This window comes from Coprococcus sp. AF51-11b1, assembly GCF_027682785.1.
Classification (GTDB): domain Bacteria; phylum Bacillota; class Clostridia; order Lachnospirales; family Lachnospiraceae; genus Allocoprococcus; species Allocoprococcus comes.
Window position 1 is genome coordinate 34,657 of the sequence record NZ_JAQCZB010000005.1, and the last position, 23,202, is coordinate 57,858.

Here is a 23,202-nt window from a genome sequence, read left to right on the forward strand (position 1 = left end):
TTGGTGCGAAGTTTTTCGACAGGTTTCGATAAATAATAAAATACATGACAAAAATATTAAAAAAGCTAGAAAAGAGTGGGTTTGATAATGAAATAATTAACGGTTCGTCAAAGTGAACAAAAACGGAGGATGTTTATGAGAAAAAACACAGAAAGTCTTAGAATTAAGACACAATCGATTGACATCTTAAAAACTAAGACGTATACTAACAGTGTATGAATATGCCGCAATGTGAAAACTAGATAATAGACACAAGAGGAGATATTGGCGGTATAACCTCTCGGAAATGAAGTCAAAGTCAGAAGTCATTTGGCGAAAATAATTGTCTCTACGCGTTGGGTGGCTTTTGAAATAGTAGAAACTTTTTTTACAGGCAGGAAAATAGTTTCTGCGAAAATTTGAATAAAAAGGGGGGACATACGAGAGAGACTTATACTCAAAATTAAGAAAGGATGGAAAAAAGGTTATGAAAAAGAGTATGAGAAAAATCCTTGTTGCATGCCTTACATTAGCGATGTTAATGGTTAATTCATTAAGTGTTTTCGCTAGTGATGTATATGGGGATTTTAGCGTTAAGTTTGTATTCCATGACGTTGATAACGGTGATGCAGTTGTCGGTGATCCACAGTACATGGTAGTAAATGGTAAAGAAGGAGTGGCACAGGATGTAGATATTAGTTCTATTATGCCATCAGGATATGAAGTAGATGGTAAATATACAGAATCTACAACAGTATCTGTTGCTCCATACCTTGACGGTGCTTCAAAAGATGTTTATGTGAAAAAGGTTCAGCAGACTGTAACTACATTATATTTAAAATTTGTACTTAAGGATGGAACAGTGGTTGATTCTCAGACATTAACATCAACAGCAGTAGGTGATGGATGGACATTCATGCTTGGGCAGGATTATCAGCTTCCAGAAGGCTATCAGCTTGCAACAGGATTAGATTATGAGCAGAACACTAACATTCAGCTTCCATGTGGAGCAACGACTTCATCTGAAATTGTTGTAGAACCAATCAACGGTACAGTAGATCCAGTTGATCCTGCAAAAGAAACTGTATTAAATATCACATTTGAAACAGTTGATGGAACAAAAGTTGGAGAAACGACTGCCAAGACTGGAGCAACAGGAGCAGGGGATGAGTCATGGTACTTCACATTAGGAACAGATTTCCAGCTTCCGGAAGGCTACAAACTTGCAGAAGGTGTAGATCAGGTTACAGTTATCCCAGTTGTGTTTGGAACAATTGGCGGTCACACGATGCTTGTAGAACCAATTAAGAGTGATGTTACACCAAAAGAAACTGTATTAAATATCACATTTGAAACAGTTGATGGAGAAGTTGTTGGAGAAACAACAGCATCCACAACAGCAGTAGGTGGAGAAGGTGAAGCATGGACATTCATGCTTGGAGAAGACTTCCAGCTTCCGGAAGGCTACAAACTTGCAGAAGGTGTAGATCAGGTTACAAACATTCCGATTCCGTTTGGTGCAATGGGCGGACATACAATTATTGTAGAACCAATTAATGATACAGTAGATCCAGTTGAACCGGCAAAGGAAACAGTATTAACTGTAACATTTGAAACAGTTGATGGAGAAGTAGTTGGTACAACAACAGCAAAAACAACAGCAGTAGGTGGAGAAGGTGAAGCATGGACATTCATGCTTGGCGAAGATTTCCAGCTTCCGGAAGGTTATAAACTTGCAGAAGGTGTAGATCAGGTAACCAACATTGAAGTACCATTTGGTTCAACAGGTGGATTTACAATGCTTGTAGAGGCAATTCCTTCTGAAGTAAAAGAGACAGTATTAAATGTAACATTCGAAACAGTTGATGGAGAAGTAGTTGATACAACAACAGCAAAAACAACAGCAACAGGTGGAGAAGGCGAAGCATGGACATTCATGCTTGGAGAAGATTTCCAGCTTCCGGAAGGCTATCAGCTTGCAGAAGGTGTAGATCAGGTAACAAATATCCAGGTTCCATTCGGAGCAACAGCTGGACATACTATGATCGTAGAAGCAGTTCCTTCAGAAACCGTAGAGACAGTATTAAATGTAACATTTGAAACAATCTATGGAGAAAAAGTTGGAGAAACAACAGCATCCACAACAGCAGTAGGTGGAGAAGGCGAAGCATGGACATTCATGCTTGGAACAGACTTCCAGCTTCCGGAAGGTTACCAGCTTGCAACAGGTGTTGACCAGGTAACAAACATCCAGATTCCGTTTGGAGCAATTGGTGGACACACAATGATCGTAGAACCGATCCCAGCAGAAACAGTAGGAACAGTTTTAACTATCACATTTGAAACAGTTGATGGAGAAGTTGTTGATACTAAGACTGTATCCACAACAGCAGTAGGTGGAGAAGGCGAAGCATGGACATTCATGCTTGGAGAAGACTTCCAGCTTCCAGAAGGCTATCAGCTTGCAGAAGGTGTAGATCAGGTAACAAACATTCAGGTTCCATTTGGAGCAACTGGTGGACATACAATGATCGTAGAAAAGATTCAGTCTGTAGACCCAGTTGATCCAGTTGATCCAGTTGATCCAGTAGATCCAGTTGAGCCAACAGATCCGACTGAGCCGACAACACCAGATGATACTAAAAAAGATGACAACAAAGCTGATGACAAAAATAACAGCAAAGTTGACAACACAAAAGCAGATAAAACAGCAAACAAAGCTAAAAAAGCTGAGAAGAAAGCAGAAAATGCAGAAACACCTCAGACAGGAGATTCAGCTCATGTAGTAATGAACATTCTTGTAATGGCTATTTGTGCAGCTGCAATTGTTACTGTAATTTGCAGAAAAAGACACGTTCGTTAATAAGAACAGTCTTAAGTAAAATAAGGTAATACTTAATTGCCAGAGGTGTCGGAAAAGATGCTTCTGGCAATTATATTAAGGAAAAGAAAATGAAAAAAAGATTAATAATAGGTGCAGTAATTTGTTTAAGTATCATGACCATTTTTGGCTGCGGAAGTAAAAAAAGTGAAAAAAAAGACAAAAAATTCGAAATAACAATCAATAATGATACGAAAAGTTTTTATGATAAAATTGAAAAAACAGATAAAGAAATTCCAGATGATTCAAAACAAAAAATAGAAGAAGGAATTCAAAACTGGGCTAAAGCAACTATAGGAATTGATGATAGCTTTTCCGATGATACAAAAAAAGTAACAGATGAAAAGTTATATGAAATTATTACATCAGATAAAGAAAGAGAAAAAATAAAGCAGCAGAGGGAAGAATTTTATAAAGATAGTAAAATTCAGACAGATAATATTACAGTAGAAATTAAAAAAGCAAGTGAAGCTTTATATAATGAAAGAACTATTGGGTATGTGGAAGCTAAAGTAACAGTAGAAGGAAAAAGAAATGATGATTCATTTACTAATAAATACGATTTGGTATTATTAATGGATTATCAGGAAGATGTAGCGTCTGTCTATGAAGTTGTTGATATTAAAACAGAGTAAAAAGAAAGAAACGCAGTGTGGATATTCAAACTGCGTTTCTTTTTGTCATATACTTAATTACCCAACAATCCGGTATTTCTTTTCTACCTTATTCAGAACTTCATGTCCATCCTCTGTTACCAGAACGAGGTCTTCTATACGGACGCCGTACTTGCCTTCAATATAGATACCAGGCTCGATGGAGAAGATCATACCAGGTTCAGCCACATTTTTATTGATCGGGCTGACATCGCCATATTCATGGTCTTCCTGTCCGATGAAGTGTCCAAGGCGGATCTTCCAGTATTCGCTGTAGCCTTTTTCATCGATGTAGTCTCTTGCCTGTGCATCAATATCACAGAAACGTGCTCCCGGCTTGATCGCAGCTTCTGCCTTTTCGACAGCAGTGCGGACAATATCATGAATGTTAGCCTGCTCATCATCTACACTCTTGCAGTAGAAAGTTCTTGTCATATCTGAACAATATCCATGCCATACGCAGCCCATATCGATCAGGATACATTCACCGGCTTTTAAGGTTCTTGTCTCACTTGGTGTATGATGCTGGTCAGCTGCATTCGCACCGAAACATACGATGGTATCAAAGCTTACACCACTCGCACCTTCTTTGAGGTATTCTGCATCGATAAAATCAGCAATCTGCTTTTCGGTCATACCTTCTTTGATATAAGCAGCAGCTCGTTCCATTACCAGATCATTGATTTCTGTAGAATGTTTCATGATTTCAATTTCTTCGGCATTCTTTACTGCGCGGACACCATCTACACAGTCAGATCCCCATACGGTCTTCAGCTCAGGGCAGCGCTCCTGAAGCGGAATAAGAAAACGTGCCGGAAATACTTTATCAATACCGAGTACGCCTTTGGTGTCGATATGCCTGGTCAGAACACCGATCTGATCGTCCATATCGCTGAACCATACTTCTTCAAAACCTGTATTGGAAACATAATACAGATAGTTCAGGAAAATCGTGTGCTTTCCGCTTGTACGAAGCAGCAGGGCATATAATCTTTCCCCAGGATTTACCGTGATGCCTGTTAAGAAGCGGATGCTGAGTGGATCAGATACAAGTAACTGATCGATTCCTTTTTTTCTCATTTTTTCCAATACGCGTTCCATTCTTTCGTTCATTGCTATAATGCTCCTCTCTTAAATACACTACACCAATCATAGCACATTACAGGTAAAATATGAAGAGAAAGCTGTCATCTATTTTTTTTAAAATGTGTCTTATGCGTTGCTGGTCACAGGTACTGTGAACAGTAACTTTTACGAACAGTGCAGGATCTTCTTTGCATTTTCCACACGTTCTCTCGAAGGTGGATTGATCCCTTCGAGGGGATAATCAAGTCCCAGCTCTTTCCATTTGTAGGCACCAAGTGTGTGATAAGGCAGGATTTCTACTCTTTCTACATTATCAAGTGTCTGGATAAAATCATTTAACCGGTTTAAGTATTCATCATAGTCGCTGCGCTCCGGTACGAGCACATGGCGGATCCAGACAGGTTTTTTGATATCGGAGAGAAAGCGGATCATATCCAGAATGTTTTTATTTGTTTTTCCGGTCAGCTCTTTGTGAGATTTTTCATCGATATGCTTGATATCAACAAGAAGAAGATCGGTATACTGCATCAGCTCCTGGAATTTGGAGAAAAATGGTTCTTCTCTGGTAAAAGGACCGCCTGCAGTATCAATCGTTGTGTGAATACCTTTTGCCTTTGCTTTTTTGAAAAGATCCAGCAGAAAATCAATCTGAAGGAGAGGTTCTCCGCCGCTTACGGTGATTCCGCCGCCATTTTTCCAGTAAGTGCGGTAACGCAGAGCCTGCGCAAGAAGCTCATCGGCACTGCGCCAGGTGGCGCCGTTTTTATCTGTCATATTCCAGGTGTCAGGGTTATGGCAGAACTGACATCTCAGTGGACATCCCTGAACAAATATAATAAAACGTACCCCAGGCCCGTCAACAGAACCAAAGCTTTCTGTAGAGTGAATAAGTCCTTTGATTTGAGTCATATGAAAATCTCCTTTTTCATTGTGTGATTAGAAAACTGCGGATCAGGCAGAGTCTTTTAAATGCCTTAGTATGCAGGAAAAGCTGCCAGCAGCATCTCTGTATGTGCCGAAAGTCATGCACTTTAAAATGCATGACTTCCAGCATAACGATATGTTTGGCAAAAGAGTGTAAGTTCGGTAATTACATACGATCGTGGCAGGTTCTTGCGATTACATCGAGCTGCTGTTCGCGTGTAAGGTCGATGAACTTAACCGCATATCCTGATACACGGATCGTAAAGTTTGCGTATTCTTCTTTTTCCGGATGTTCCATAGCGTCAAGAAGTTTTTCTGTTCCGAATACGTTGACGTTCAGATGGTGAGCACCCTGAGAGAAGTATCCGTCCATAACATTTACCAGGTTGTTAATGCGTTCCTCCGGAGTATGTCCGATTGCATCCGGGTTGATGGTCTGGGTGTTAGAGATTCCGTCAAGTGCCCATTCGTAAGGCAGCTTGGCAACGGAGTTCAGGGAAGCAAGAAGTCCGTTCTGTTCTGCACCGTAGCTTGGGTTTGCTCCAGGTGAAAGCGGTGCGCCTGCTTTTCTTCCGTCCGGAAGAGCACCGGTAGCTTTTCCATATACAACGTTTGAGGTAATGGTAAGGATAGAAGTTGTCGGTTCGGATTCACGGTAGGTGTGATGCTTTTTCAGTTTCTTCATAAATGTCTGAAGAAGCCATACTGCGATATCATCTGCGCGGTCATCATCATTTCCGTATTTCGGGAAATCACCGGTTGTCTCGAAATCTACAACGAGTCCGTTTTCGTCACGGATTGTTTTCACTTTTGCATATTTGATCGCACTTAAGGAGTCAACTACATGAGAGAATCCTGCGATACCTGTTGCAAATGTACGACGTACATCGGTATCGATCAGTGCCATCTGAGATGCTTCATAGTAGTATTTGTCATGCATGTACTGGATCAGGTTCAGTACGTTTACATACAGTCCAGCGAGCCACTCCATCATTTTGTCGTATTTAGCCATTACTTCATCATAATCAAGGTATTCAGAAGTGATCGGTGTGTAAGCCGGTCCTACCTGATCTTTTGACTTGCAGTCGACACCACCGTTGATCGCGTAAAGAAGGCATTTTGCAAGGTTTGCTCTTGCTCCGAAAAACTGCATTTCTTTACCTGTCTGTGTTGCAGATACGCAGCAGCAGATAGAATAGTCATCGCCCCATACCGGACGCATTGCATCATCATTTTCATACTGGATAGAACTTGTTTCAATAGAAATATGTGAAGCGTAGTCCTTGAAGTTCTTCGGAAGACGTTCTGTGTAAAGTACAGTCAGGTTCGGTTCCGGAGAAGGTCCCATGTTTTCCAGGGTATGCAGGAAACGGTAGTCTGTCTTTGTTACCATAGAACGTCCGTCCTGTCCCATTCCGCCGACTTCCAGTGTAGCCCAAACCGGGTCACCAGAGAAGAGCTGGTTGTAAGATGGGATACGTGCGAACTTAACCATACGGAATTTCATTGTCATATGGTCAACTAATTCCTGAGCTTCTTCTTCGGTAAGGATTCCTGCTTCCATATCTCTCTTGATGTAGATATCAAGGAAGGTAGATACACGTCCGACACTCATGGCAGCTCCGTTCTGAGTCTTGATTGCTGCAAGGTATCCGAAGTACAGCCACTGGAATGCTTCTTTTGCATTTTTTGCCGGCTCGGAAATGTCGAATCCGTAGATAGCAGCCATTTCTTTCATACCCTTGAGGGCACGGATCTGTTCTGCAAGTTCTTCTCGCTGACGGATGACATTGTCACGCATGGATCCGTATCCGCAGTTTGCGAGATCGTCCTGCTTCATAGCGATCAGAAGATCGATGCCGTAAAGAGCAACACGACGGTAGTCACCGACGATACGTCCACGTCCGTAAGTATCCGGAAGCCCTGTAAGGATCTTATTGTGACGTGCTTTTTTCATTTCCGGAGTATAGGCATCAAATACTGCCTGGTTATGTGTTTTATGATAATCTGTAAAGATTTTATGAAATTTCGGGTTTGGTTCATATCCGTAAGTTTTGCATGCTTCCTCAGCCATTTTGATTCCACCGAACGGCATAAATGCACGTTTCAGAGGTTTGTCAGTCTGAAGACCCACAACCTGTTCTTTATCTTTCAGTTCTTCGCAGATATAACCTGGACCGTAAGCGGTAAGAGAAGATACCACTTCTGTTTCCATATCCAGAACGCCGCCTTTTGCACGTTCTTCTTTCTGGAGTTCCTGAAGCTTGCCCCAGAGCTGGTTTGTTGCTTCGGTCGGGTCTGCAAGGAATGAAGAATCTCCCTCGTAAGGTGTGTAGTTGTTCTGGATAAAATCACGAACGTTGATTTCTTCTTTCCAGAGTCTTCCTTCAAATCCCTGCCATTGTTCTTTCTGCATCATTTGGTTATTCCTCCTTCTTGTGGGTGAGCCATAGTACCTATGACCCGGTTATTATACACTGTGTTGCTGCGGTTTATGCCCGGAAAGTTCTGGCAAATTCCAGACATATGAAAAGGTTCAGCTAGAAGAACCGATGGATGTTTACGCCTTTTATATAGCCCTGATTTATGATAATCTTATAAAAATGCGTAAAAAAAGCCGGCATCTGAGCTGAATCGCCCAGACGGTCGGCTAAATAATCAAATCCTCATATTTCCCTGTGGTTCATTCCACTTCCGTCAGTCATATGAGCAACTTTAATTTAACAAATTGCTATATAAATGTCAATGACAAAATTGTTTTTTTTGAAAAAAACATAATAATGATGTGAGTGTCAATAAGTATAAATACCGAGAAAAGCTTAACATTTATCAAGAAATCTCTCAATCGAATTGAGGCATGTACCTGGAATAGAACATAAAAAATGTTAAAAAAATATCAAGCATCTATTGAATTCTGTTTTTTAGAGGATTATAATAAAAACATCAGGTGATTTACAAAATAAAGGAGGATTTTTATCATGGCAAGAAAAGTTGTTTTAGCAGGAGCATGTCGTACAGCAATCGGTGTAATGGGCGGACAGTTTGCAAATACATCGGCTGTAGAACTTGGAACGATCGTAATCAAAGAAGCTCTCAAAAGAGCGGGCGTTTCTCCGGATCAGGTTGACGAAGTGTATATGGGAAATGTTATCCAGGCTGGCAACGGACAGAACCCGGCACGTCAGGCAGCTGTATATGCAGGAATCCCGAATGAAGTACCGGCAACAACTATCAACGTACTTTGTGGATCCGGTCTTCACTGTGTAAACCTTGCAGCGAAGCTGATCGCAGCTGGAGATGCAGATATCATCGTTGCAGGTGGTATGGAAAATATGACAATGGCTCCGTACATGTTGAGAAACGGACGTTATGGATATCGTATGGGAAATGCGACAATCGAAGATGCTATGATCAAGGATGGTCTGACCGATGCATTCCATAATTATCACATGGGAATCACAGCAGAAAATATCTGCGAACAGTGGGGACTTACAAGAGAAGAACTGGATGAATTTGCAGCATGGTCTCAGAACAAATGTGAAAAAGCAATGGCAGAAGGTAAATTTAAAGACGAGATTGTTCCGGTCGAAGTGAAGAAGAAAAAAGAAACGATTCTTGTAGATACAGATGAAGGTCCTCGTAAAGGAATCACAAAAGAAGGTCTTGCAAAACTTCGTCCTGCATTTAAGAAAGACGGTATGGTTACAGCAGGTAACGCATCCGGAATCAATGATGGTGCAGCTGCACTTATCGTTATGAGCGAAGAAAAAGCAAAAGAGCTTGGCGTAACACCTATGGCAACATGGATCGGCGGAGAACTCGCAGGATGTGATCCGGCAATCATGGGAATCGGACCGGTTTATTCAACACGTAAGGTTATGAAGAAGCTGGGAATGGAGATCGGAGATTTTGATCTGATCGAAGCAAACGAAGCATTTGCAGCACAGTCAGTAGCAGTTGGAAAGGATCTTGGATTTGATCTTAGCAAACTGAATGTGAACGGTGGAGCCATTGCTCTCGGACATCCGGTTGGCTGCTCAGGTGCGAGAATCCTTGTAAGCTTGTTGTATGAGATGCAGAAAGAAGATGTACATACAGGACTTGCAACACTTTGTGTTGGTGGCGGAATGGGATGCTCTGCTGTAGTTAAAAGAGATTAGGGATAGAAAAAAAAGGGTGGATGCTTTTTAAGTGTCTGCCTTTTTTGAATGATTTAGGTTGTGTTGACAAATTGGGCAAAAGATAATGCGTCTATTCTAGTTGTGCAAACCATTCCGATGAACCCCCTAAAGCGAAAATCGTGTTCAGCAGAGGCTTCCACGATTTTTGGGTTTCATCTCCATTGCACAAAAGACGAATAGACGCAATATCTTTTGCCCAATTTGTCCCTCGAAGCTATTGACATTATTAAATAAAAGCGTAGTAACTAAAAAAGTCTGGCGAGGTGTGCCAGACTTTTTTCTACGATGAGATATATGCGTTTTGCATGTTTTAGGGCTTTGAAAAACATTAATATACCAGAGGTTTTTCTTCGCCGTTTAATACACGGAGAGCGCCTTGGGCGAGAGCGAGGAGTTCGTCTTCTCCTGGGTAGACGGTGATTGGGGCGATGAATCCGACTTTTTCCTTGATCTCGGATGTTACATAATCGCTGTATGCGATACCGCCGGTGAGAAGGATCTGGTCTACTTTGCCGTTAAGTACGGCTGCCATGGCGCCGACTTCTTTGGCAACCTGGTAAGTGAATGCGTGGAATACACCGGCTGCTTCTTCGTCACCCTTTTCAAAGGCACGTTCTGCAACGTCGCGCATGTTGTTGGTTCCAAGGTATCCGTTGAGACCGCCTTTCCCGTTGATCTTTTTATATACTTCATCCTGTGTGTACTGACCGGAGAAACACATTTTTACGAGTGCGCCTGCCGGTACACCGCCGGAACGTTCCGGTGAGAAAGGTCCGTCTCCGTCAAGCGTGTTGTTGACATCGACAACTTTGCCATTTTTATGAGCACCGACAGATACACCGCCGCCCATATGTACAACGACCAGGTTCAGGGAGTCATAAGATACACTCTGTTCTTTGGCGTAGCGTTTGGCAACTGCTTTCTGGTTCAGTGCGTGGAAGATACTGATACGCGGAAGTTCCGGGATTCCGGAATATCTTGCAACAGGTTCCATCTCATCGACAACAACCGGGTCAACAATGTAAGAAGGAACTCCGATCTCATCACCGATTTCGCGGGCAAGGATGCCTCCAAGGTTCGATGCATGCTGTCCTTGCACACCTGCTTTTAAGTCAGCAAGAAGTGCGTCAGATACTGGATAGGTTCCACCTGGGATCGGTTTTAAAAGTCCGCCTCGTCCTACTACAACATTCAGAGATTTGATGTCGAAGCTGTTCTTTGCGAGAATATCTACGATCAGTTCTTTACGGAAATCTTTCTGGTCAACGATGGTTGCATATTTTGCAATCTCTTCGGTGGAATGACGGAGTGTTTCTTCGAATAACAAAGTTTCGTCTTCGTACACACCGATCTTGGTAGAAGTAGATCCCGGGTTGATTACTAAAATTTTATAGCTCATAAAAAGATCCTCCTTAGTCTGTGATCGATCCTGCGATTACGGTCGCAAGAGCGATAGAATTCAGTTTTGTCTGGAAATCATCAGAACGTGATGTAAGTACAACCGGAGCGCTTGTTCCGACAAGTACGTTACCGATCTTGACCTTTGCAGTGCGGACAAGAATCTTATATGTGATATTTCCTGCATCGATATTCGGGAAGAGGAGAATATCAGCATGTCCGGCTACTGGATTAGTCACACCTTTGTGAACAGCTGCTTCCGGATCGATCGCAAGATCCATGGAAAGTGGTCCGTAGATCTGGCATCCTTTGAAATCGCCACTCTCGTACATCTTGGTGAGATTATCGGCATCGACTGTTGGCTGCATCTTTGGATTCACTGTTTCAACTGCACACAGAGGAGCAACCTTCGGGCATTCGATGCCACATGCATGTGCGACTTCTACTGCATTGTTGATGATATTGACTTTATCTGCAAGGGTTGGATATGTATTGAAAGCTACGTCTGTGAAGAACAGAAGACGGTTAATGCCTTCAATCTCAAATACGCATACATGAGACAGCATCTTTCCGGTACGAAGTCCGACTTCTTTATTCAATACGCTCTTTAAGAATGTCTTTGTTTCAAGCAATCCTTTTAAAAGGATATCAGCTTTGCCGTTGTGTACAAGCTCAACAGCCTTTAATGCAGCTGCTTCGGTATCAGGCTCATTGATGATTTCGAAATCTGTCAGATCCATATCAATAGAAGCGGCAATCTCGCGGATCTTGGCTTCATCACCGACAAGGATGGCTGTTGCGATATTTTGCTCTTTTGCAGCTTTGACAGCCTGCAGTACCGGCTCATCCTGTGCGTTGGAAACAGAGACTTTCTTTAAGGTTTTTTGATTTGCTTTTGAGATTAATTCTTCAAAACTTTTGCTCATTTTCACACCTTCTCATTCATAATTTAATTATAGTATTCTGGTTGAATAATTTTTAACAATCTTAAGTGTAGCACCATATCTGGGAAAGGTCAATATAAAAGTGGTGTGTTGGAAATGACGAATAATGCAGATGTATTGTGAAAAAATGTTGGTGAAAATGTTAAAAGAAAATTAAATGATAAAAAATGATTGATAAATATTTGACAGAACGGGAAATGGGTAGTATATTAAAAAAAGAGGACAAAAAAGTCCCTTGCGAAAATCTTAAAAACGGAAAGTAAAACAGTATATATCTAATAAGAAGTGATACTTACCATTAAGATGTAAAAGGAGGAAAAAGTGATGGCAAAGAAAATCGTGTTAGCAGGTGCGTGTCGTACAGCAATCGGAAGTATGGGTGGAGCTCTTTCTACAACTCCGGCACCGGAATTAGGATCTATCGTTATCAAAGAAGCTTTAAATAGAGCAGGTGTTGCTCCGGAACAGGTTGATCATGTATATATGGGTTGTGTAATCCAGGCAGGTCTTGGACAGAACGTTGCACGTCAGGCTTCTTTAAAAGCAGGTCTTCCGGTCGAGACACCGGCAGTTACGGTTAACGTTGTTTGCGGATCCGGACTTAACTGTGTGAACATGGCTGCACAGATGATCCAGGCAGGAGATGCTGATATCGTTGTAGCAGGCGGTATGGAAAATATGTCTATGGCTCCATATGCACTGAAAAACGCACGTTATGGATACAGAATGGGTAATGCACCGATGATCGATACAATGGTAAATGACGCACTTTGGGATGCATTCAATGACTATCACATGGGAATCACTGCTGAGAATGTAGCAGAACAGTGGGGACTCACAAGAGAACAGCTTGATGAATTTGCAGCAGCAAGCCAGCAGAAAGCCTGCGCAGCAATCAAAGCAGGAAAATTCAAAGATGAGATTGTTCCTGTAGAAGTGAAGAAGAAAAAAGAAACCATCGTAGTTGATACAGATGAAGGACCGCGTCCGGGAACAACAGCAGAAGGAATCGCAAGACTTCGTCCGGCATTCAAAAAAGATGGTATTGTAACAGCAGCAAATGCTTCCAGCATCAATGACGGAGCAGCAGCAATCGTTGTTATGAGTGAAGAAAAAGCAAAAGAGCTCGGCGTTACACCGATGGCAACATGGGTAGCAGGAGCACTCGGCGGAGTAGATCCATCTATCATGGGTGTTGGACCGGTTGCAGCTACGAATAAAGTAATGGCTAAGACAGGGCTTTCTGTAGATGATATGGATCTGATCGAAGCAAACGAAGCTTTCGCAGCACAGTCACTTGCAGTAGCACATGATCTGAAATTCGACATGGATAAAGTAAATGTAAACGGTGGAGCAATTGCTCTCGGACATCCAGTAGGAGCTTCAGGATGCCGTATCCTTGTTACACTTCTTCATGAGATGCAGAAACGTGATGCAAAGAAAGGTCTTGCAACACTTTGTATCGGTGGCGGAATGGGATGCGCTACAATCGTAGAACGTGATTAATAAACCAGATCAAAAGGAGATGTTGATGATGGAATTTATTACATATGAAGTAGAAGGACAGGTTGGAATTATTACCATTAACCGTCCAAAGGCACTGAACGCACTGAATAGTGCAGTTCTTGATGAACTTGATGCAACGATCGACGGTGTTGATCTTGATGCAGTCAGATGCCTGATCCTTACAGGAGCAGGAGAAAAATCTTTTGTAGCCGGTGCAGATATCGCTGAGATGAGTACTCTTACAAAAGAAGAGGGAGAAGCTTTTGGAAAGAAAGGAAATGATATTTTCCGTAAGATCGAAACACTTCCGATTCCGGTAATCGCAGCAGTTAATGGATTCGCTCTTGGTGGCGGATGTGAAATCTCCATGAGCTGTGATATCCGTATCTGTTCAGACAATGCAGTATTCGGACAGCCGGAGGTTGGCCTTGGAATTACACCTGGATTTGGTGGAACACAGAGACTTGCAAGACTTGTCGGACCTGGTATGGCAAAGCAGATGATCTACACTGCAAGAAATATCAAAGCTGACGAAGCTTACAGAATCGGTCTTGTAAATGCCGTATATCCGCAGGAAGAACTGATGCCGGCAGCAAAGAAGATGGCAGCAGGCATTGCAAAGAATGCACCGATCGCAGTAAGACACTGCAAACAGGCAATCAATGAAGGTCTTGAAAAGGGAATGGATGAGGCAATCGTAGTAGAAGAAAAACTCTTCGGCGGATGCTTTGAATCCTACGACCAGAAAGAAGGAATGGCAGCATTCCTTGAAAAGAGAAAAGTAGAAGCTTTCCTTAATAAATAAGTTCGTTTAATAAAGGGGAGAATTAACTCTCCCCTGGAAAATTAAATTTATAAAATGGAGGTAATTTCAATGAAAGTAGGAATTATTGGCGCAGGAACAATGGGACAGGGCATTGCAAAGGCATTTGCTCAGGTAGATGGATATGAAGTAGCACTCTGTGACATCAAACAGGAATGGGCAGAAGGCGGAAAAGCTAAAATCGCTAAAGGCTATGACAGACTTGTTCAGAAAGGAAAATTAACTCAGGAAGCAGTTGATGCAATTCTTGCAAAAATTACTCCGGGACTCAAAGAAGATCTCTGCGCAGATTGTGATCTGATCGTAGAAGCAGCATTTGAGAACATGGAAGTTAAGAAAACTACATTCAGTGAACTTGATAAGATCGCAAAACCTGAATGCATTTTTGCATCAAATACCTCCAGCCTTTCTATCACAGAAATCGGCAACGGACTTACCCGTCCAATGATCGGTATGCATTTCTTCAACCCGGCAGACCGTATGAAATTAGTAGAAGTGATCGCAGGCGTAAATACACCGGCTGAAACTGTAGATGCAATCAAGAAGATCGCAGAAGAAATCGGAAAGACACCTGTACAGGTTAATGAAGCAGCAGGTTTCGTAGTAAACCGTATCCTTGTTCCGATGATCAATGAAGCAGCTTTCATCAAGATGGAAGGTGTATCTGATATCGCAGGAATCGATGCAGCAATGAAGCTTGGTGCAAACCATCCAATGGGACCTCTGGAGCTTGGTGATTTCATTGGACTTGATATCTGCCTTGCTATCATGGATGTACTTTATGCAGAAACAGGCGACAGCAAATATCGTGCATGCCCGCTGCTTCGTAAGATGGTCCGTGGTGGAAACCTTGGAGTTAAGAGCGGAAAAGGATTCTATGTATACAATGCAGACCGCACAAAAACTCCGGTTGATGCACAGTAATGGATGTTCTAAATAAAGACATGGAGGAAGAATAAATGGATTTCGGATTAGATAAGAAACACGAAATGGCGAGAACTCTGTTTAAAGAATTCGCAGAAAACGAAGTAAAACCACTTGCACAGGAAGTGGACGAGACAGAAGTTTTCCCAAGAGCAACAGTTGAAAAAATGGCGAAATATGGATTTCTTGGTATTCCGGTACCGAAGGAATACGAGGGACAGGGATGCGATCCACTGACATACGTAATGTGTGTAGAAGAACTTGCAAAGGTTTGTGCCACAACATCTGTAATCGTATCTGCGCATACCTCTCTTTGTATAGACCCGATCCTGACATACGGAACACCGGAGCAGAAAGCAAAATACGTTCCGGATCTTGCATCAGGAAGAAAGCTTGGAGCTTTCGGTCTTACAGAACCTGGGGCAGGTACAGATGCACAGGGACAGCAGACTAAGGCTGTTCTTGACGGAGATGAATGGGTATTAAACGGATCAAAATGTTTTATCACAAACGGTAAAGAAGCAGATGTTTACATCATTATCGCCGTAACAGGTATTGTTGAAAAACGTGGCAGAAAGATGAAAGAGATTTCTGCATTCATCGTAGAGAAAGACACTCCGGGATTCACATTCGGAACCAAAGAGAAGAAGATGGGTATCCGTGGATCTTCAACATACGAGCTTATTTTTGAAGACTGCCGTATTCCAAAAGAAAATCTCCTTGGAGCACAGGGCAAGGGCTTCGGTATCGCCATGCATACTCTGGATGGCGGACGTATCGGTATTGCCGCTCAGGCACTTGGAATCGCTGAAGGTGCACTTGACAGAACAATCGCATATGTAAAAGAAAGAAAACAGTTCGGACGCACGATTGGCCAGTTCCAGAATACACAGTTCCAGCTTGCAGATATGGCTACAAAGGTAGAGGCTGCAAAGATGATGGTATACAAAGCTGCCATGGCAAAAGCTACAAAGAAAGTTTACTCTGTCGAAGCTGCACAGGCTAAGCTTTATGCAGCAGAAGTAGCGATGGAAGTTACCACAAAGGCTGTTCAGTTACATGGTGGATACGGATACATCAGAGAATATGATGTAGAACGTATGATGCGTGACGCAAAGATTACAGAAATCTACGAAGGAACTTCAGAAGTTCAGCGTATGGTTATTTCTGGAAACTTATTGAAATAGGAGGTACGAATCGTGAAGATAGTTGTTTGTATAAAACAGGTACCGGATACAAAAGGCGGAGTTCAGTTTAATCCGGACGGTACACTTAACAGAGCTGCAATGCTTGCAATTATGAACCCGGATGACAAAGCAGGTCTTGAGGCCGCACTTAGATTAAAAGACCAGTATGGAGCAGAAGTAACTGTACTTACAATGGGACTTCCAAAAGCAGCCGATGTGCTTCGTGAAGCACTTGCAATGGGAGCTGATAAGGCAATTCTTGTAACAGACAGAGTACTTGGAGGAGCTGATACATGGGCTACATCAAGCACCATCGCAGCAGCACTCCGTAAACTTGATTATGACCTGATCATCACAGGACGTCAGGCAATCGATGGTGATACAGCACAGGTTGGACCGCAGATTTCCGAACATCTGGACATCCCGGTAATCTCTTATGCACAGGATATCAAAGTAGAAGGCGACAGCGTGATCGTACAGCGTCAGTTCGAAGACAGATATCATGTACTGAAAGCAAAAATGCCTTGCCTTATCACTGCACTTTCAGAATTAAATGAACCACGTTATATGACACCAGGCGGAATCTTCGATGCTTGTGATGCTGAGATCACAACATGGGGAAGAGCAGATCTTACTACCCTGGATGATGCAAATATCGGTCTTGCAGGATCACCTACAAAGATTGCGAAAGCATCTGACAAAGTAAGAAAAGGGGCAGGAGAAAAAGTTACTCTTGATCCGGAAGAAGCAGTATCTTACCTGATGGGAAAATTAACAGAGAAACATATCATTTAATAAGAAGGAAAAGTGGTGAATATCATGAACTTAGAAGAATATAAGGGAGTATATGTCTTTGCTGAACAGGTAGACAACAAACTGAGCGGAATCGCATTTGAACTTCTTGGAAAAGCAAAAGATCTTGCAGCAGACTTAAATGCAGAAGTAGCAGCCGTTCTGATCGGTTCTGACGTAAAAAGACTTGCAGATGAGCTTGCAGCATACGGAGCAGATAAAGTAATCGTAGTAGACGATCCGGAACTGAAAGAGTACAGAACAGAGCCATACGCACACGCACTGGCATCGGTAATTGAAAAATACAAACCGGAGATCATGCTGGTTGGTGCAACAGCAATCGGCCGTGACCTTGGACCTAGAGTATCCGCAAGAGTAAAGACAGGTCTTACAGCAGACTGTACACAGCTTGAGATCGGTGATTTCCCGATCAATCCGGTAGCTGGAAAAGAACAGAAACATAATCAGCTTCTTATGACTCGTCCGGCATTTGGCGGAAATACAATTGCTACCATCGCCTGCCCGGATAATCGTCCGCAGATGGCAACCGTTCGTCCTGGTGTTATGCAGAAGATCGCTAAGATCGAAGGTGCAAAGGCAAATGTAGAAGAGTTTAATCCAGGATTTACACCGGATAATAAATATGTTGAGATCATGGAAGTTGTCAAATCTGTATCTGAGACGGTTGATATCATGGATGCCAAGATTCTTGTATCCGGTGGACGTGGAGTCGGAAGTGCAGAAAACTTCAAGATCCTGGAAGATCTTGCAGAAGCACTCGGCGGAGAAGTAAGCTGCTCACGTGCAGTTGTAGATAATGGTTGGAAACCAAAAGATCTTCAGGTAGGACAGACAGGAAAGACAGTTCGTCCTCAGGTATATTTTGCAATCGGTATTTCCGGAGCGATCCAGCATGTAGCAGGTATGGAAGAATCTGATCTGATCATTGCAATCAACAAAGATGAGACAGCTCCGATCTTTGATGTAGCTGACTATGGTATCGTTGGAGATCTGAATAAGATCGTACCAGAACTTACCAAACAGATCAAAGAAGCAGTTGCTGCTAAAAAATAAAGAATAGCTGGTAAAACAAAGATGGTGTCGCAAAGAAGCGGCACCATTTTTTTGTATACAAATCGAATAGAAGTTGACCTGCTCTATTTTCGTGCGGAAAGCTTGTGCGTCTGGGGGATATTATGGTATACTTTATAAGATATAGACTTTGTAGTTATAGCTTAAGTAGGAGTGTGAATAAATGGCACAAAGAATTAAAAGCAGACGAAGGAAGGCTGTAAAAAAGCAGGCGGTTCATTATTTTGATTACAGTCTTCTGGCGATTATTATATTTCTGATGTGTTTTGGACTGGTAATGCTATACAGTATCAGTTCCTATGAAGCACGAACGGAATACGGAGATGGGATGTACTTCCTGAAAAGGCAGGGCCTCATCGGACTTGGAAGTATTGTTGTGATGATGTGGGTTTCTCGCCTGGATTATCATATGTTTTCCAAATATGCAGCAATGAGCTACTGGGGATCCATGCTTCTTCTTGCACTTGTTAAATTTACACCACTTGGTATTGAGGTAAATGGTGCACGAAGATGGTTCCGGCTTCCGGCTAACCAGTCATTCCAGCCGGCAGAGATTATGAAGATCGCTGTGATCATATTTATCCCATACCTGATCTGCAGAATGGGGAATAAAGTACACACCCTGAAAGGATCGCTGGGAGTTGTGGAGTGGGGAGGTTTGGCAGCACTGGGAGTTTATGTGCTGACTGATAATCTAAGCTCTGCGATCATTGTAATGGGAATTTCCTGCTGTATCCTTTTTGTCGTACATAAGAAGCAGAAGATTTTTCTGTGGATTGCAGGCGGCGGGCTGGCTGTTTTTGTGGCGGGATCATATATCCTCGGAAGACTTCTTGAGAACAGCACCAGCTTCCGACTCAGACGTATCATTGCCTGGCTGAACCCGGAAAAATATGCGTCAACGATTTCTTTCCAGACGGTACAGGGACTATATGCGATCGGATCAGGTGGCTTTTTCGGGAAAGGACTGGGAAATGGTGTGCAAAAGACGGTAATACCGGAAGTGCAGAACGACATGATCCTGTCAGCAATCTGTGAAGAGCTTGGGGTATTTGGAGCGATCATTATCCTGGTTTTGTTCGGTCTTTTGATCTACAGACTGCTTTTTATTGCACAGAACGCACCTGATCTGTATGGAGCACTGATCATGACAGGGATTATGTCACATATCGCGATCCAGGTAATTCTCAATGTTATGGTAGTTACGAACATGATGCCGAATACCGGAATTACATTGCCTTTTATCAGTTATGGTGGTACATCCATCCTGTTCCTGATGATAGAGATGGGAATGGCACTTGGAATTTCCAGAAGAATTAAACTGGAAGGGTAAAAAAAGCTTTTTTTTCAAAGAAAAGTGTGATATGATGTTATAAGTGGTAATGAAAACCACGTATAATGGATGCAAATGACACGTTTCGGAGGTTTGGATTATGAGTTATAAAGTGATTGTGGACAGCTGTGGAGAATTGACAGCAGAGATGAAAGCTTCAGGTCGGTTTGAGACAGCATCACTGGGACTGGAGGTTGGAGATTGTCATATAATTGATGATGAATCTTTCAATCAGGCTGAATTTTTGAAGAACGTAGCTGAATGCCCGACATGTCCAAAGTCAAGTTGTCCGTCTCCGGAGACATTTATGGAAGGATATCACTGTGATGCGGAGCATGTATATGCTGTTACGTTGTCTTCTGAACTGAGCGGTTCTTATAACAGTGCCGTACTGGGCAAGAATTTATATGAAGAAGAATATGGTGAGAAAGATATTTATGTGTTCAACTCAAAATCTGCATCAGTAGGACAGACGCTCATCGGGATGAAGATTGCGCAGTGTGAAGAGCGGGGCATGACATTTAAGGAAGTGGTAGCTGCTGTAGAAGCATATATTGAAGAGCAGCACACATATTTTGTTCTTGAGACGCTTGAGACTCTTCGTAAGAATGGAAGACTTACAGGATTAAAAGCAATTGCGGCAACAGTACTGAATATTAAGCCAGTGATGGGGGCTACTCCGAAGGGAGAGATTTGTCAGTTGGGTCAGGCGCGCGGAATTAAAAAAGCACTTAAGAATATGGTGGATTGTGTGATTGCAGATCTGAAAGATCCGGAGAGCAAGGTACTTGCAATTTCGCATTGTAACTGCCCGCAGAGAGCACAGGATGTGAAGAAGATGTTGGAAGAACGTGTGAAATTAAAAGACATTATCATTCTGGATACCAGAGGTGTCAGTAGCATGTATGCGAATGATGGCGGAGTAATTATTGCAGTATAGCTTGTATCAATCGTAAAAGTGTGATAAAATATACTAGTTAGATGATTGCAAAGGAGACTTGCAGATATGAGTCAGAAAAAAGTAGATTATTATAAACAGGCAAAAGCGAACAGAAAGCGTGAAGAAAAAAAGAAAAACTTGCGAAAAGCTTTTGATTATACGATCCTTGGACTGATTGCACTTGCAATCGTTGTCTGGATTGGATGGTCCGCTTATGATATGTATGAATCAAAGCAGCCAAGAGCAGTAGCAGAAGTTGATTATTCTGCTGTAAGTGATTATATCCAGTCACTTAACACTGCTGAGTAGATGAAAAGAAGAAAGTGGAGAGATGGTTCCATTGTGGAACGGTTTCTCCACTTTTTTTATGCACTGTGTGGGGAATGGAGTATAAAACGCTCCACTTTTCACCACAAAATAAATGAAAAATGGGGAAAAATATGATTTATCGGACTTTTTTCAGAATGGATAAATTCGAAAAAGTGCTTGAAAAGGGCGGAAAAGTGGGGTACAATGGATACAAGTGGTAGAAAGTGGAGCGAAGTGGAGCAAAGTGGCATGGAAAGTGGCAGACCACTTTGAAAGAAGGTGATCCTATGTTGACTGGAGAATTTAATCATAGTATTGATTCAAAAGGCAGGCTGATTATTCCTTCCAAATTACGAGAGAGTCTGGGAGAACATTTCGTAATTACGAAAGGGATGGACGGCTGCTTATTTCTGTATCCGGACAACGAATGGAAAGCCTTTGAAGAGAAGCTTAGAACCTTACCGCTTACAAACAAAAAAGCCAGAGACTTTAAGCGTTTCTTTCTTGGAAGTGCTACGGAAGGAGAACTTGACAAACAAGGGAGAGTTTTGATATCTTCTTCTCTTCGCGCTTATGCAGATCTTGAAAAAGAAGTTGTTCTAGCAGGTGTGCTGGACAAGGTCGAAATCTGGAGTAAAGAGGCGTGGGAAGCGCGTACAGCTGATGTTGAGGAAAATATCGAGGACATTGCAAGTGACATGGAAGATTTGGGACTTAGCATCTAAATAGATCTTTTAATTAGGAGGACACCATGGCATTTAAGCATAAATCAGTATTACTGGATGAGACAATCGAAGGACTGAACATCAAGCCGGACGGTATTTATGTTGATGGCACACTTGGAGGAGGCGGACATGCATACGAAGTATGTCGGCGTTTAAACAACAAGGGGAGTTTTATAGGAATAGACCAGGATGCGGCGGCGATTGAAGCGGCAGGCACCCGATTAAGCGACTTCGGGGAGAGAGTTACAATAATCAGGAGCAATTATTGTGATATGAAGTCGAGGCTCCATGAGAAAGGGATTGACAAGGTCGATGGAATCGTACTCGATCTGGGCGTATCATCTTATCAGTTAGATACGGCAGATCGTGGTTTTTCCTATCGCGTAGATGCGCCTTTGGATATGAGGATGGACACACGCCAGACTTTATCTGCAAAGGAGATTGTCAATGGCTACAGTGAGATGGACCTTTTTCGGATCATTCGCGACTATGGTGAGGACAAATTTGCGAAGAATATAGCAAAACATATTGTTATGGCAAGAGAGAAAGGTCCTATTGAAACAACCGGGCAGCTGGCAGAGATTATCAGACAGTCTATACCGATGAAGTTTCAGAAGATGTCGGGGCATCCGGCAAAAAGAACCTTTCAGGCAATCCGGATTGAATGTAACCGGGAACTGGAGGTGCTCAGGGATTCACTTGACGATATGATTGATATTTTAAATCCGGGAGGAAGGATATGCATCATCACGTTCCATTCCCTGGAGGACAGAATTGTCAAAGGAATTTTTAAAAAGAATGAGAATCCATGCACGTGTCCGAGTACTTTCCCGGTATGTGTGTGTGGAAAAGTTTCCAAAGGAAAAGTCATTACGAAAAAACCGATTCTTCCAAGTGAAGAAGAGATGGAAGTGAACAGTCGTTCTAAGAGTGCGAAGCTGCGTATCTTTGAGCGCGTATAGAATTTGAAAGGGTGGTGCTGTATGGCAAAATACAGTCATAGAATACAGGCAGACAGACGTACAGTAACAAGCCGAGGAATGTACATATACGGAAATACAGTTCGCCAGGCAGAAGTCATGCCACAGCGACAAGAGGAACCAAGAAAAGAACATAAAAAGAAAAAACTGGACAGACAGATTTTGAAAAATCGAAGAAAAGCAATGCGGATGAATCCTGCATATGTGATGTTTCTTTCAATTGCGGCAGTGGCAGCACTTGTAGTCTGTGTATGGTATCTGCAGGTACGTGCAGAGCTTACAAGCCGGACAGAGCATATTACCGAGCTGCAGCAGGAACTGGCAGATGCAAAAGAAGAGAATACAACTAGATATAACGTAGTAATGGATTCTGTGAATCTGGAAGAAGTAAGAGACCGTGCAATCAATGATCTGGGTATGGGATATGCGACTTCGGATCAGATTATTGAATATCAGAACCCGGTTAATGATTATGTAAAACAGTACGAAAGTATTCCGAAAAGCGGAGTGCTTGGACAGACAACAGATAAATAGGTTTATGAACA

General features: G+C 42.4%; 20 protein-coding genes and 1 riboswitch. Of the genes, 15 read left to right on the top strand and 5 right to left on the bottom strand.

What is annotated here, in order from left to right:
• Positions 1-466: 466 nt before the first annotated feature.
• On the top strand, positions 467-2,842 hold the full coding sequence (locus PGY05_RS06465; RefSeq protein WP_179961108.1) for a hypothetical protein: 2,376 nt from the start codon (positions 467-469) through the stop codon (positions 2,840-2,842).
• An 89-nt stretch (positions 2,843-2,931) separates the two neighbouring features.
• The gene (locus tag PGY05_RS06470; RefSeq protein ID WP_022220825.1) at positions 2,932-3,495 is read left to right on the top strand and encodes a hypothetical protein; all 564 of its coding nucleotides are present in this window, start codon (positions 2,932-2,934) and stop codon (positions 3,493-3,495) included.
• 57 nt (positions 3,496-3,552) lie between these two features.
• On the opposite strand, the gene PGY05_RS06475 is transcribed toward PGY05_RS06470, so the two are convergent.
• From PGY05_RS06475 to pflB, 3 genes are all read right to left on the bottom strand, one after another.
• On the bottom strand, positions 3,553-4,626 hold the full coding sequence (locus PGY05_RS06475; protein WP_022220826.1) for a M24 family metallopeptidase: 1,074 nt from the start codon (positions 4,624-4,626) through the stop codon (positions 3,553-3,555).
• Between the two features lie 138 nt (positions 4,627-4,764).
• Positions 4,765-5,508, bottom strand: coding sequence for a pyruvate formate-lyase-activating protein (gene pflA / locus PGY05_RS06480; protein WP_008371941.1), 744 nt, complete (start codon positions 5,506-5,508; stop codon positions 4,765-4,767).
• 181 nt (positions 5,509-5,689) lie between these two features.
• Complete coding sequence (gene pflB, locus PGY05_RS06485) at positions 5,690-7,942, bottom strand: formate C-acetyltransferase (RefSeq protein ID WP_055157354.1); 2,253 nt, start codon at positions 7,940-7,942, stop codon at positions 5,690-5,692.
• 210 nt (positions 7,943-8,152) lie between these two features.
• Positions 8,153-8,238, bottom strand: a riboswitch (ZMP/ZTP riboswitch).
• Positions 8,239-8,501: 263 nt separating this feature from the next.
• On the opposite strand from pflB, the gene PGY05_RS06490 reads away from it, so the two are divergent.
• Complete coding sequence (locus PGY05_RS06490; RefSeq protein WP_022220828.1) at positions 8,502-9,683, top strand: acetyl-CoA C-acetyltransferase; 1,182 nt, start codon at positions 8,502-8,504, stop codon at positions 9,681-9,683.
• Positions 9,684-10,032: 349 nt separating this feature from the next.
• Here the strand turns inward: PGY05_RS06490 and buk are convergent, their stop codons facing one another.
• The gene (gene buk / locus PGY05_RS06495) at positions 10,033-11,103 is read right to left on the bottom strand and encodes a butyrate kinase (protein WP_173686724.1); all 1,071 of its coding nucleotides are present in this window, start codon (positions 11,101-11,103) and stop codon (positions 10,033-10,035) included.
• A 13-nt stretch (positions 11,104-11,116) separates the two neighbouring features.
• On the bottom strand, positions 11,117-12,028 hold the full coding sequence (ptb, locus tag PGY05_RS06500; RefSeq protein ID WP_055261295.1) for a phosphate butyryltransferase: 912 nt from the start codon (positions 12,026-12,028) through the stop codon (positions 11,117-11,119).
• 342 nt (positions 12,029-12,370) lie between these two features.
• Between ptb and PGY05_RS06505 the strand changes: the two genes are divergently transcribed.
• From PGY05_RS06505 to PGY05_RS06560, 12 genes are all read left to right on the top strand, one after another.
• Positions 12,371-13,552 carry an acetyl-CoA C-acetyltransferase gene (locus PGY05_RS06505; RefSeq protein WP_270475545.1) on the top strand — a complete coding sequence of 394 codons (1,182 nt, stop codon included), beginning with the start codon at positions 12,371-12,373 and terminating at the stop codon, positions 13,550-13,552.
• A 28-nt stretch (positions 13,553-13,580) separates the two neighbouring features.
• Entirely contained in the window at positions 13,581-14,357 is a 777-nt protein-coding gene (locus PGY05_RS06510) for an enoyl-CoA hydratase-related protein (RefSeq protein WP_022220767.1), read from the top strand.
• Positions 14,358-14,426: 69 nt separating this feature from the next.
• A complete protein-coding gene (locus PGY05_RS06515) occupies positions 14,427-15,299 on the top strand; it encodes a 3-hydroxyacyl-CoA dehydrogenase family protein (RefSeq protein WP_022220766.1) in 873 nt (290 codons plus the stop codon).
• Between the two features lie 35 nt (positions 15,300-15,334).
• Positions 15,335-16,486, top strand: coding sequence for an acyl-CoA dehydrogenase (locus PGY05_RS06520; protein WP_055296816.1), 1,152 nt, complete (start codon positions 15,335-15,337; stop codon positions 16,484-16,486).
• Between the two features lie 12 nt (positions 16,487-16,498).
• On the top strand, positions 16,499-17,281 hold the full coding sequence (locus PGY05_RS06525) for an electron transfer flavoprotein subunit beta/FixA family protein (RefSeq protein ID WP_055246468.1): 783 nt from the start codon (positions 16,499-16,501) through the stop codon (positions 17,279-17,281).
• Between the two features lie 24 nt (positions 17,282-17,305).
• The gene (locus PGY05_RS06530; RefSeq protein WP_270475546.1) at positions 17,306-18,352 is read left to right on the top strand and encodes an electron transfer flavoprotein subunit alpha/FixB family protein; all 1,047 of its coding nucleotides are present in this window, start codon (positions 17,306-17,308) and stop codon (positions 18,350-18,352) included.
• Positions 18,353-18,533: 181 nt separating this feature from the next.
• Positions 18,534-19,703 carry an FtsW/RodA/SpoVE family cell cycle protein gene (locus tag PGY05_RS06535; RefSeq protein WP_008371910.1) on the top strand — a complete coding sequence of 390 codons (1,170 nt, stop codon included), beginning with the start codon at positions 18,534-18,536 and terminating at the stop codon, positions 19,701-19,703.
• A 100-nt stretch (positions 19,704-19,803) separates the two neighbouring features.
• Positions 19,804-20,643 carry a DegV family protein gene (locus PGY05_RS06540; RefSeq protein WP_008371909.1) on the top strand — a complete coding sequence of 280 codons (840 nt, stop codon included), beginning with the start codon at positions 19,804-19,806 and terminating at the stop codon, positions 20,641-20,643.
• A 66-nt stretch (positions 20,644-20,709) separates the two neighbouring features.
• The gene (locus PGY05_RS06545) at positions 20,710-20,952 is read left to right on the top strand and encodes a hypothetical protein (RefSeq protein ID WP_055246472.1); all 243 of its coding nucleotides are present in this window, start codon (positions 20,710-20,712) and stop codon (positions 20,950-20,952) included.
• 287 nt (positions 20,953-21,239) lie between these two features.
• Complete coding sequence (gene mraZ / locus PGY05_RS06550) at positions 21,240-21,677, top strand: division/cell wall cluster transcriptional repressor MraZ (protein WP_022220764.1); 438 nt, start codon at positions 21,240-21,242, stop codon at positions 21,675-21,677.
• 26 nt (positions 21,678-21,703) lie between these two features.
• On the top strand, positions 21,704-22,639 hold the full coding sequence (gene rsmH / locus PGY05_RS06555; RefSeq protein WP_008371903.1) for a 16S rRNA (cytosine(1402)-N(4))-methyltransferase RsmH: 936 nt from the start codon (positions 21,704-21,706) through the stop codon (positions 22,637-22,639).
• 21 nt (positions 22,640-22,660) lie between these two features.
• Positions 22,661-23,191 (top strand): hypothetical protein, encoded by a 531-nt coding sequence (locus tag PGY05_RS06560; RefSeq protein WP_008371901.1) that lies wholly within the window; start codon positions 22,661-22,663, stop codon positions 23,189-23,191.
• Positions 23,192-23,202: the final 11 nt, after the last annotated feature.

Coding starts and splice junctions, on each gene's coding strand:
- PGY05_RS06505 (WP_270475545.1), top strand. CDS start 12,371: ATGGCAAAGAAAATCGTGTTAGCAGGTGCGTGTCGTACAGCAATCGGA.
- PGY05_RS06560 (WP_008371901.1), top strand. CDS start 22,661: ATGGCAAAATACAGTCATAGAATACAGGCAGACAGACGTACAGTAACA.
- PGY05_RS06515 (WP_022220766.1), top strand. CDS start 14,427: ATGAAAGTAGGAATTATTGGCGCAGGAACAATGGGACAGGGCATTGCA.
- PGY05_RS06520 (WP_055296816.1), top strand. CDS start 15,335: ATGGATTTCGGATTAGATAAGAAACACGAAATGGCGAGAACTCTGTTT.
- ptb (WP_055261295.1), bottom strand. CDS start 12,028: ATGAGCAAAAGTTTTGAAGAATTAATCTCAAAAGCAAATCAAAAAACC.
- mraZ (WP_022220764.1), top strand. CDS start 21,240: ATGTTGACTGGAGAATTTAATCATAGTATTGATTCAAAAGGCAGGCTG.
- pflA (WP_008371941.1), bottom strand. CDS start 5,508: ATGACTCAAATCAAAGGACTTATTCACTCTACAGAAAGCTTTGGTTCT.
- pflB (WP_055157354.1), bottom strand. CDS start 7,942: ATGATGCAGAAAGAACAATGGCAGGGATTTGAAGGAAGACTCTGGAAA.
- PGY05_RS06465 (WP_179961108.1), top strand. CDS start 467: ATGAAAAAGAGTATGAGAAAAATCCTTGTTGCATGCCTTACATTAGCG.
- PGY05_RS06540 (WP_008371909.1), top strand. CDS start 19,804: ATGAGTTATAAAGTGATTGTGGACAGCTGTGGAGAATTGACAGCAGAG.
- PGY05_RS06490 (WP_022220828.1), top strand. CDS start 8,502: ATGGCAAGAAAAGTTGTTTTAGCAGGAGCATGTCGTACAGCAATCGGT.
- PGY05_RS06535 (WP_008371910.1), top strand. CDS start 18,534: ATGGCACAAAGAATTAAAAGCAGACGAAGGAAGGCTGTAAAAAAGCAG.
- PGY05_RS06475 (WP_022220826.1), bottom strand. CDS start 4,626: ATGAACGAAAGAATGGAACGCGTATTGGAAAAAATGAGAAAAAAAGGA.
- buk (WP_173686724.1), bottom strand. CDS start 11,103: ATGAGCTATAAAATTTTAGTAATCAACCCGGGATCTACTTCTACCAAG.
- PGY05_RS06530 (WP_270475546.1), top strand. CDS start 17,306: ATGAACTTAGAAGAATATAAGGGAGTATATGTCTTTGCTGAACAGGTA.
- rsmH (WP_008371903.1), top strand. CDS start 21,704: ATGGCATTTAAGCATAAATCAGTATTACTGGATGAGACAATCGAAGGA.
- PGY05_RS06545 (WP_055246472.1), top strand. CDS start 20,710: ATGAGTCAGAAAAAAGTAGATTATTATAAACAGGCAAAAGCGAACAGA.
- PGY05_RS06470 (WP_022220825.1), top strand. CDS start 2,932: ATGAAAAAAAGATTAATAATAGGTGCAGTAATTTGTTTAAGTATCATG.
- PGY05_RS06510 (WP_022220767.1), top strand. CDS start 13,581: ATGGAATTTATTACATATGAAGTAGAAGGACAGGTTGGAATTATTACC.